This is a genomic window from Mucilaginibacter sp. R-33 (genome assembly GCF_049949235.1).
Classification (GTDB): Bacteria; Bacteroidota; Bacteroidia; order Sphingobacteriales; family Sphingobacteriaceae; genus Mucilaginibacter.
Genome location: NZ_CP188089.1, coordinates 6409871 through 6420051, shown reverse-complemented (window position 1 = coordinate 6420051; position 10181 = coordinate 6409871). Strand labels below are relative to the sequence as shown.

At 40.8% G+C, this 10181-nt stretch carries 13 protein-coding genes and 1 pseudogene; 4 read left to right on the top strand and 10 right to left on the bottom strand.

What is annotated here, in order from left to right; translation table 11 throughout:
• Positions 1-85 precede the first annotated feature (85 nt).
• A complete protein-coding gene (gene dnaK / locus ACP26M_RS26855; RefSeq protein WP_426584834.1) occupies positions 86-1981 on the bottom strand; it encodes a molecular chaperone DnaK in 1896 nt (631 codons plus the stop codon).
• 260 nt (positions 1982-2241) lie between these two features.
• On the opposite strand from dnaK, the gene ACP26M_RS26850 reads away from it, so the two are divergent.
• The 4 genes and pseudogenes from ACP26M_RS26850 to ACP26M_RS26835 all read left to right on the top strand — a co-directional run bounded on the left by ACP26M_RS26850 (position 2242) and on the right by ACP26M_RS26835 (position 3968).
• On the top strand, positions 2242-2532 hold the full coding sequence (locus ACP26M_RS26850; protein WP_426584832.1) for a hypothetical protein: 291 nt from the start codon (positions 2242-2244) through the stop codon (positions 2530-2532).
• A 96-nt stretch (positions 2533-2628) separates the two neighbouring features.
• On the top strand, positions 2629-2835 hold the full coding sequence (locus tag ACP26M_RS26845; RefSeq protein WP_426584830.1) for a DUF2683 family protein: 207 nt from the start codon (positions 2629-2631) through the stop codon (positions 2833-2835).
• Positions 2823-3083 (top strand): annotated as a pseudogene (locus ACP26M_RS26840) (Txe/YoeB family addiction module toxin). Before ACP26M_RS26845 ends, ACP26M_RS26840 begins: the two are co-directional and overlap by 13 nt.
• A gap of 390 nt (positions 3084-3473) precedes the next feature.
• Positions 3474-3968 carry a GNAT family N-acetyltransferase gene (locus ACP26M_RS26835; RefSeq protein WP_426584828.1) on the top strand — a complete coding sequence of 165 codons (495 nt, stop codon included), beginning with the start codon at positions 3474-3476 and terminating at the stop codon, positions 3966-3968.
• Between the two features lie 110 nt (positions 3969-4078).
• Here the strand turns inward: ACP26M_RS26835 and rplQ are convergent, their stop codons facing one another.
• The 9 genes from rplQ to secY all read right to left on the bottom strand — a co-directional run bounded on the left by rplQ (position 4079) and on the right by secY (position 10176).
• Entirely contained in the window at positions 4079-4630 is a 552-nt protein-coding gene (gene rplQ, locus ACP26M_RS26830) for a 50S ribosomal protein L17 (protein ID WP_176627929.1), read from the bottom strand.
• A gap of 159 nt (positions 4631-4789) precedes the next feature.
• On the bottom strand, positions 4790-5782 hold the full coding sequence (locus tag ACP26M_RS26825) for a DNA-directed RNA polymerase subunit alpha (RefSeq protein ID WP_321557256.1): 993 nt from the start codon (positions 5780-5782) through the stop codon (positions 4790-4792).
• 178 nt (positions 5783-5960) lie between these two features.
• Positions 5961-6569, bottom strand: coding sequence for a 30S ribosomal protein S4 (gene rpsD, locus ACP26M_RS26820; RefSeq protein ID WP_091215997.1), 609 nt, complete (start codon positions 6567-6569; stop codon positions 5961-5963).
• Positions 6570-6636: 67 nt separating this feature from the next.
• Entirely contained in the window at positions 6637-7026 is a 390-nt protein-coding gene (rpsK, locus tag ACP26M_RS26815; RefSeq protein WP_090529224.1) for a 30S ribosomal protein S11, read from the bottom strand.
• 135 nt (positions 7027-7161) lie between these two features.
• Positions 7162-7539, bottom strand: a complete 378-nt coding sequence (gene rpsM / locus ACP26M_RS26810; protein ID WP_090529226.1) for a 30S ribosomal protein S13 — start codon at positions 7537-7539, stop codon at positions 7162-7164.
• A gap of 91 nt (positions 7540-7630) precedes the next feature.
• Positions 7631-7747 carry a type B 50S ribosomal protein L36 gene (ykgO, locus tag ACP26M_RS26805; RefSeq protein WP_022833269.1) on the bottom strand — a complete coding sequence of 39 codons (117 nt, stop codon included), beginning with the start codon at positions 7745-7747 and terminating at the stop codon, positions 7631-7633.
• Positions 7748-7751: 4 nt separating this feature from the next.
• Positions 7752-7970, bottom strand: coding sequence for a translation initiation factor IF-1 (infA, locus tag ACP26M_RS26800; protein WP_022833270.1), 219 nt, complete (start codon positions 7968-7970; stop codon positions 7752-7754).
• A 64-nt stretch (positions 7971-8034) separates the two neighbouring features.
• Positions 8035-8826, bottom strand: a complete 792-nt coding sequence (gene map, locus ACP26M_RS26795; RefSeq protein ID WP_112653531.1) for a type I methionyl aminopeptidase — start codon at positions 8824-8826, stop codon at positions 8035-8037.
• Positions 8827-8832: 6 nt separating this feature from the next.
• Positions 8833-10176, bottom strand: coding sequence for a preprotein translocase subunit SecY (gene secY / locus ACP26M_RS26790; RefSeq protein ID WP_426584821.1), 1344 nt, complete (start codon positions 10174-10176; stop codon positions 8833-8835).
• Positions 10177-10181 lie beyond the last annotated feature (5 nt).

Here is a 10181-nt window from a genome sequence, read left to right as displayed (position 1 = left end):
CTGCAACCAGGCAATATCTCCCCACAAAAAAAGCCCGGTCTGGAATTAACCAAACCGGGCTTAAATATTATCGAAACAAAATTAATTATTTCACTTCTTCAAAATCAACATCTGTAACGGTGTCAGAGTTGTCTTGCGGAGCTCCGGCATCGCCAGCTGGCTGACCTTGAGCACCTTCGGCAGAAGCTTTGTACATATCTTCAGATGCAGCAGTCCAGGCAGTGTTAAGCTCGGTTTGTGCAGCTTCGATAGCGTCAAAGTTTTTAGCTGAGTAAGCTTCTTTCAATTTAGCTAAACCAGCTTCGATAGGTGCTTTTTTATCAGCAGGGATCTTATCGCCGTACTCTTTCAGTTGTTTTTCAGTCGAGAAGATCAGGGCATCGGCAGCGTTCAGTTTTTCAACTTCCTCTTTTGCCTTTTTGTCAGCATCAGCATTAGCTTCAGCTTCGTCCTTCATCTTTTTGATCTCGGCATCAGTTAAGCCTGAAGAAGCTTCGATACGGATCTTTTGCTCTTTACCTGTAGCTTTATCTTTTGCAGATACGTGCAGGATACCGTTAGCATCAATATCGAAAGTAACCTCAATTTGTGGTACACCGCGAGGTGCTGGCGGAATACCATCCAGGTGGAAACGGCCTATAGTACGGTTACCCGCAGCCATTGGGCGCTCACCTTGTAATATGTGGATCTCAACTGAGGGCTGGCTGTCGCTGGCGGTTGAGAACGTTTCAGATTTTTTAGTAGGGATAGTAGTGTTCGACTCAATTAATTTAGTCATTACACCACCCATGGTTTCGATACCTAATGAAAGCGGGGTGACGTCAAGCAATAACACATCCTTAACCTCACCGGTTAATACACCACCCTGGATAGCGGCACCGATGGCAACAACTTCATCAGGGTTAACACCTTTTGATGGAGCTTTACCAAAGAATTTTTGTACAGCTTCCTGGATAGCAGGGATACGGGTTGAACCACCTACCAAAATCACTTCGTCGATATCAGAAGTGCTTAAACCGGCATTTTTCAAAGCCGATTTACAAGGCTCAATAGTACGTTTGATCAGGCTATCAGCTAATTGCTCAAATTTAGCACGGGTTAATGTTTTAACTAAGTGCTTAGGCATACCGTCAACTGCAGTAATGTATGGCAGGTTAACTTCAGTTTGAGCAGAGCTTGATAACTCGATTTTAGCTTTCTCAGCCGATTCTTTTAAACGTTGTAAAGCCATTGGGTCTTTACGCAGGTCAATGCCTTCGTCGCTTTTAAACTCGTCGGCTAACCAGTCAATAATTACCTGGTCAAAGTCGTCACCACCTAAGTGAGTATCACCATCGGTAGCTTTTACTTCAAATACACCATCACCCAATTCCAATACAGATACGTCATGAGTACCGCCACCGCAGTCAAACACAACAATCTTCATATCTTTATGAGCTTTATCAAAACCGTAAGCTAATGCAGCAGCAGTAGGTTCGTTAATGATACGGCGTACTTTTAAACCGGCAATTTCACCGGCTTCTTTAGTTGCCTGGCGCTGAGCATCGTTAAAGTAGGCAGGAACGGTAATAACCGCTTCGGTTACTTCAGTACCTAAGAAATCTTCGGCAGTTTTCTTCATTTTCTGAAGGATCATTGCAGAAATTTCTTGCGGGGTATATTTACGGTCGCCAATTTCAACACGTGGGGTGTTGTTGTCGCCTTTAACTACTTTATAAGGTACACGTGCTGCTTCACTTGTAACTTCACTAAACTGGTTACCCATAAAGCGTTTGATTGAAGAAATGGTTTTTGTAGGGTTAGTAATAGCCTGACGTTTTGCAGGATCACCAACTTTACGTTCACCATTATCAATAAAAGCTACTACAGACGGCGTAGTACGTTTACCCTCGCTGTTAGCTATAACAACAGGCTCGTTACCTTCCATTACAGCAACGCAGGAGTTTGTTGTTCCTAAGTCGATTCCAATTATTTTAGACATATATGATTGTTTTTTCTTTTTGATTATTGTTTACTTACCACTGCTGTTTATCAATGCCTGTGCCAATATGCCAATGGCAGTAAAAATTGCCTGTAATTGTCAGTTCGTGAACAAGGCGACAGGATAACTTACTTTGTGATGACAGGTTGGCAGGACTGTTTGAGGTAAAAGGCGAAAGGTTAAAGGCAAAAGGTTATTATTTGGTTTGTTAATTGGCAGGATATCGACTAACTTGAAACTTCGAATCACAGGTATCAATCATGAAGTACATCAGGGAGGGCAATAATAAATTTGGAACAATATTATACACCATCGATGGCAGCTATGTGCGAAAAGGCCAGGGCAGGTTTGGCGATATTTTATATACCATAGATGGCAAAATAGTAAAAAAGGGTCAGGGAATGTTTGGCGATGTGGTTTGTAACCTTGACGATAACCTGATCAGGAAAGGCCGTACCCTTTTTGGCGATGTGTTGTATAATATCGAGGGACAGTTTGTACGGGAAGGCCGCAGCCGGTTTGGTGATATTAAGTTTTATATTGATGAGTGACGGAAGCGTTTACATAGCAAAGTTTTATTTTATCAATTAACTTTTTATTCAACAATCACTTTCAAAATTTGTATTTAATAAAGTGTAAATTTGTATATGGAGACATTGATTGTACTGCCGAAGGATAAAGAGCAGTTAGCTGCATTAAAAGCAATTATGAAAGCTCTTAAAGTTGATTACAAAACCGAAAAAGGAGAAAAAGCCTATAATAAGGATTTTGTAAAGAAAATGAAGCAAAGTGAAGATGATTTAAAGGCCGGTAGAACTACACAAATAACACCTGCCGATATATGGAACTTGTAATAACCGACACTGCTAAAGAAGATATTAGATTTTTCTTAAAAAGTGGCCAGAGTTCTATAGTAAAGAAAATTGAACGTCTACTCATTACTATAAAAGAATCACCATTTATTGGTATTGGCAAACCGGAGCCATTAAAACATGAATATTAGGGTAAATGGTCAAGGCGAATTGATAACCAGCACCGCATCATCTACGAAGTGATAGACAATAGTATTATTATTTATTCCTTAAAAGGGCATTACGCCTAATCATTTAATTACGTTGCTATAATGTGTGATCATCAACTGCAAAGTGTATACTCAAAACTGCCAACTGATACGGGCGTTGCCTGCGGCCGGGCTATGCGCTCATACTACACAGGGCATTAGCCACAGGCCGGTAGCCGCTCCTATCCCTAACGCACTCTCGGTTTTATAAAATGCCATGGATTTTCAACTAAAATCCTTTATATTTATCCTAATCAAACAAATCGCCTCTGTTACTTAACACCCCCAACAGGCTTATTACATTGCCTGGAATTGCTTAACAAACAGCCATAGCACACCGGCTGTACCTTCACTTTAAAAAAGCGAACTGGTTTCTTATTGTTATTTAATTCCAAACACAAAATGTTTTCTATACAATCACAACGGTTACAAATGATACCGTTAACACACGCGCAATTATTATTGCTTAAACAAAACCGTAAGCTGCTGGAGCTATCATTAGGCTTAACTCCTTCAGCTATGCTGATCGACCCTTTATATCTCAAAGAAATTGATGATGCCTTCGATAATTTCTGGCTGCCTAATACGCTCGCCTTCCCGGATAAATACCTATGGTATACTGGCTGGGAGATCGTTCTTAAAAGCACCCATACCGTCATCGGCGGCATGGGCTTTGCCGGTTATCCTAATGATGCCGGCGAAGCGGAGATTGGTTATATGATCGACGCTAACCAACATAACAAAGGTTATGCTACAGAAGCTTTACAGTTGCTCTCGCAATGGGCGTTTACGCATGAATTTGTGAACGCTATCATAGTGCATACCTATGCAGGTAACCTGCCGTCGCGAAGGATATTGGAAAAGTGTGGTTTCACTTTGATGAATGATGTTGAATGCTTATTGACTTATAGCCTAAACCGCGAGTAAACAGATCAGGAATCGCCATGATTTTACCTAAAACCGGCAGTCAATTACATAAAAAACGGCCCACTCAAATGAGTGGGCCGTTTTTAGTATCCGTTAAACCGAATAATTAATTATTCGCCTTTTTCAGCGTTTTCTTCGTTTTCAGAAGGTGCAGGTGCTTCAGCAGCCGGCTCTTCTTTAACGTCTTCAACTACTACAGCTTCTTCTGCAGCTACAGGAGCAGCAGTTTTAGCTTTTGCACCAGAACCACCACGACGACGGGTTGATTTCTTAGCAGGAGCAGCAGCGTCAGCACCGTAAACAGTATTGTAATCAACAAGCTCGATGATTGCCATTTCGGCGTTATCGCCTAAACGGTTTTCTAACTTGATGATACGGGTATAACCACCAGGGCGGTTAGCAATTTTTTCAGCGATTTCGCGGAAAACGATTGATGTTGCGTCTTTATCCTGCAGGTAGCTGAATACTGTACGACGTGAGTGCGTAGTATCGTTTTTTGATTTTGTTAAAAGTGGCTCAACATAACCGCGTAAAACTTTTGCTTTTGCTAATGTTGTAGTGATACGCTTGTGTAAAATAAGCGAAGATGCCATGTTAGCCAGCATCGCTTTGCGGTGGCTGGTAGTACGGCCTAAGTGATTGTTTTTGTTTCCGTGTCTCATTGTTTTATATATTTCACGTGCATACCGTTGGGCGATAGGCTCAAGCCCTCGGAATTATGCTTTCGCTTAATGTTTGCAACAAGAATCAAGAGTCAAGAAATCAAGATGCAAGATCTAAAATCTATCTTGCCTCTTGCTTCTCACAGTCTTGCTCCTCTATTATTCTTCGTCTAACTTAAATTTAGACAGGTTCATGCCAAAAGATAAACCTTTTGATTTAACCAGGTCCTGGATCTCAGTTAATGATTTTTTACCAAAGTTCCTGAATTTTAACATGTCAGCAACATCGTACGATACCAGATCAGCCAGGCTGCGGATATCAGCAGCTTTAAGGCAGTTAAGGGCACGTACAGAAAGGTCAAGATCAACCAGTTCGGTTTTAAGGATCTTGCGCATGTGCAGGATCTCTTCATCAACTTCTTTGGTTTCTTCTTTAGCCTGTGCTTCAAGCATCATGTTTTCATCACTGAACAGCATGAAGTGCTGGATCAGGATCTTAGCTGCTTCTTTCAAAGCATCTTCAGGATGGATTGAACCATCGGTAGCAATATCCAATACTAATTTTTCGTAGTCGGTTTTTTGCTCAACACGATAGTTTTCGATGGTATATTTTACGTTTTTGATTGGCGTATAGATCGAATCTATAGCTATAACACCAACATTAGCGTCAGGATTTTTATTTTCCTCGCTTGGTACGTAACCACGGCCTTTGCCTACAGTAAGCTCAACTTCAAGCGTTACAGCGGGGTCCATGTTGCAAAGTACCAAATCAGGATTTAATACAGTAAAGTTGTTAGAGAATTTGGTTATATCTCCTGCTCTAAATGCATCCTGGCCATTTACAATAACAAATATTTTCTCGCTGTCGCCAGATTCACCTGTTTTCTTAAAACGAACTTGTTTAAGGTTCAGGATGATCTCGGTTACGTCTTCAACAACACCTTTGATGGTTGAAAATTCATGAGTTACTCCCGAAAAACGTACAGAAGTAATTGCATAACCCTCAAGTGATGAAAGTAAGATACGACGCAGAGCATTACCAATGGTTACACCAAAGCCTGGTTCTAAGGGACGAAATTCAAACGTACCATCAAAATCATTTGCTTTTTGCATGATAACCTTGTCTGGTTTTTGAAATGCTAAAATTGCCATTTATATCCTTTATTTATTGTTTACTTGATAATTGATTTGAGATATGGGATTTGAGATGTGAGATTTCCTCTGCTGTTCAAACGCTTATTCAAATCTTTTGTTTGTGATTTGCATATATACGAAAACCAGAAATGAGATTTGAAAAAACTCTCAAATCTCACATCTGATATCTCATATCTTATTTAGAGTACAACTCGACGATCAGGTTTTCCTTGATATTTTCAGGGATCTCATCGCGGTTAGGATAGTTAAGGAATTTACCTGTAAGGTTGTTCGCATCCCACTCTAACCAGCTGTATTTGTTGATTCTTCTTCCGGCTACTGAAGTAGTGATAGCTTCTAATGATTTAGATTTTTCACGTACTGCAACCACGTCGCCTGCTTTCAATGCATAGGAAGCGATGTTTACAACAGCACCGTTAACAGTGATGTGCTTGTGGTTAACCAATTGACGTGCTGCTGAACGTGTAGGAGCAATGCCCAAACGGAAAACAGCGTTGTCTAAACGTGCTTCTAAGAATTTCAACAGGTTTTCGCCTGTGATACCTTCTTTAGCAGAAGCGCGGTGAAATAAGTTTTCGAACTGACGTTCCAATACACCATAGGTATATTTAACTTTTTGTTTCTCTTGCAACTGAGTTGAATACTCTGATTGCTTTCCACGGCGTTTTGAAGCGCCATGCTGGCCCGGTGGATAGTTTTTACGATCTAACGCTTTATCCGGACCGAAGATCGGCTCACGGAAACGACGGGCAATTTTGGATTTTGGTCCTGTATATCTGGCCATTTTTGTGTGTTCTTAAAGTATCATGCAGCCTGCAGCTGCCGAATCTTAGCTTTAAAAAATATGTTAATTAAACTCTTCTTCTTTTTGAAGGACGGCAACCGTTGTGTGGAAGCGGTGTAATATCTTTAATCGTAGTTACTTCGATACCTGCAGTTTGCAATGTACGGATAGCCGACTCACGACCGGCACCAGGGCCTTTTACAAATACTTCAACTTTACGTAAACCTAAATCATAAGCAACTTTACCGCAATCGGCAGCAGCTTGTGAGGCAGCGTAAGGGGTATTCTTTTTTGAACCTTTGAAACCCATTTTACCAGCTGATGACCATGAAACTGCCTGGCCTGTTTTGTTGGTAAGGGTGATGATGATGTTGTTGAAAGTAGCATTGATATGCGCTTCGCCAACAGGCTCAACAATCACAATGCGTTTTTTGGTTACTTTTTTAGCTTTAGCCATTTTTTAAATTTTTGAATTAATGAATTACTGAATTAACGAATAATCCGGACCCATTAATTATACTGTCAAAATGAGGTATTCCTGATGATCTTAAAAGCGACAACTACTCACCGCTTTCTGCTCACCAATCACTTACTACTTAGTAGCTTTTTTCTTGTTAGCAACTGTTTTACGTTTACCTTTACGGGTACGTGAGTTGTTTTTAGTACGCTGGCCACGTAATGGTAAACCTTTACGGTGACGTGTACCACGGTAACAACCAATATCCATCAAACGTTTAATGTTAAGCTGCACTTCTGAACGTAATGCACCTTCAACCTTAATTTGGTCGTTAATAATTCCGCGTATAGAAGATAACTGCTCATCGGTCCAGTCTTGTACTTTGATATTAAAATCAATACCAGCCTCAGTCAAAATTCTTTGAGCTGTTGAGCGGCCAATACCGAAAATGTAAGTAAGTCCGATTTCTCCTCTTTTATTCTTTGGTAAATCAATACCTGATATCCTTGCCATATTTCTTGTAATTTATTGAGTTATCGAATTATTGAACTATCGAATCGCTATCATCAGTAATTCAATCATTCTCCAATTCAGTAATTTTTTCTTAGCCCTGGCGTTGTTTAAACTTCGGGTTCTTTTTGTTAATAACGTAAAGTTTCCCGTTACGGCGGATGATCTTGCAATCAGCGCTGCGCTTTTTGATGGATGCTCTAACTTTCATCTTTTTATTTATATCTATAGGTTATTCTACCCTTTGTTAAATCATATGGACTCATTTCCAGTTTCACCCTGTCGCCAGGAAGAATTTTGATGTAGTGCATACGCATTTTGCCCGATATGTGCGCTATAATCTCATGACCATTTTCAAGTTCAACTCTGAACATTGCATTTGACAATGCCTCTCTAATTGTACCGTCTTGCTCAATCGAAGATTGTTTAGCCATATTTTGTTGATTATTACTTAATTATCCGCCCTAAAACCGGGATGCAAAATTAATAAAAAATTATTTAATTATTATTTTTTTCTTTTAAAACATTTTCTACGTAATCAAACGTCGATAAAATGTCTGGAGTACCTTTTCGTACCGCTACTGTATGCTCGTAATGTGCCGAAGGTTTCTTGTCAGATGTTGAAACTGTCCAGCCATCATCCCAAAACTTAACACCGGCACGGCCGGCATTGATCATGGGCTCAATGGCTATCACCATGCCTTCTTCCAATTTGATACCGGCACCGCGTTTGCCATAGTTAGGTACTTCGGGTTTTTCGTGCAGTTTTAATCCCACACCATGGCCAACAAGTTCCTTTACTACACCAAAGCCGTTCTTTTCGGCATGCTCCTGTACCGCGTATCCTATATCACCTATACGCATCCCTACAACCGCTTTTTCAACACCCAGCTTTAAGCATTCCTGCGTAACACGCATCAGCTTTTTAACCTGGTCGTTAACCTCACCAATGGCAAAGGTATAAGCCGAGTCGCCGTAGTATTTATTTAAAACAACGCCGCAATCAACTGATACCAGGTCGCCCTCAGTTAAAACATGCGATCCGGGGAAGCCGTGTACAACCTGGTCATTCAGGGAGATACACAGTGAATAAGGAAATCCGTGATAGTTTAAAAAGGCAGGAACACCGCCGTTATCCCGTATAAAGGTTTCGGCAAGCTTATCCAGTTCAATTGTTTTAACACCCGGAGCAATAACCTTAGCTATTTCTCCGAGTGTTTTTGAAACAAGTAAAGAACTTTCTCTTATGAGTTCTATCTCTTCGACAGACTTATAATTGATTTTTGACATTGCTAATTAAATCGCTGTCGGACTGGTACCGGCAGCGGCAGGCATGGCTGTACGTCCCTTAATCCGTCCGGTTTTCATTAAACCATCATAATGGCGCATCAACAGGTGACTTTCTATCTGCTGTAATGTATCCAAAACAACACCTACCAGGATGATCAGCGAAGTACCGCCGAAGAACCTTGCGAATATTGGAGATACACCAACCAAACTGGCCAATGCCGGGATGATTGCTATAATAGCCAGGAATACTGATCCTGGTAAAGTGATCTTTGAAATTACGCCATCAATAAACTCAGCAGTAGTGCGGCCTGGTTTGATGCCCGGGATAAAGCCACCGTTCTTCTTCATATCATCGGCCATTTGGTTAGGATTAACCGTAATGGCGGTGTAGAAGTATGTGAACAGGATGATCAGGATCCCAAACAACAGGTTATGCTCCCATGAGTTATAGTTAGCTAAAGCTATCAATATACCGTTTGATGATACGTTAGGGAAAAACTGCGATACAGTTTGTGGGATAAACATCAATGCCTGAGCAAATATGATTGGCATTACACCTGCAGCATTAACCTTTAAAGGTATATACTGGCGTACACCGCCATATTGTTTGTTACCCACAATACGTTTAGCGTATTGTACCGAAATTTTACGTGTTCCCTGTACTATCAGTATAGTAAACATTACTACACCAATAAGACCTACGATCTCCACAATGAAAGCAATTAACCCACCGGCACCGCCATTACGCGAAACGAACTCGGTAGTAAACGCCATTGGTAACTGAGCAATGATACCCACCATGATAATAAGTGAGATACCGTTACCGATACCTTTATCGGTGATCTTTTCGCCTAACCACATTACAAATAATGTACCTGCCGTTAACACAAACGTGTTAATGAAGATAAAGGTAAAAGGATCGGCGATAGTCCTTGCATCGGCAGCAACCTGCGATTTAAGGTAACCTATAGCCTGTAAAAAGGTAATACCTATTGTTAGGTAGCGGGTCCATTGATTAAGCTTGTTGCGACCGCTTTCACCTTCTTTTTGCAATTTGGTAAAATACGGAACGGCAATACCCAGCAGTTGCACCACAATTGAAGCCGAAATGTAAGGCATAACACCTAACGCGAAAATAGAGGAACGTGAAAACGATCCTCCTGCAAACATATTCAGCAATCCTACTAATCCTTCTGCCTTTTGAGTTGATGCTACCGCGGCGTTAACGCCTGGTAAAACCACGAATGAGCCTACACGATATATTAAAAGAAATAAGAGTGTGTTAGTAATACGCACTCTCAGATCTTCGATTTTCCAGATATTGGATAATGTGGTGAAAAATTTCTTCATCGAAA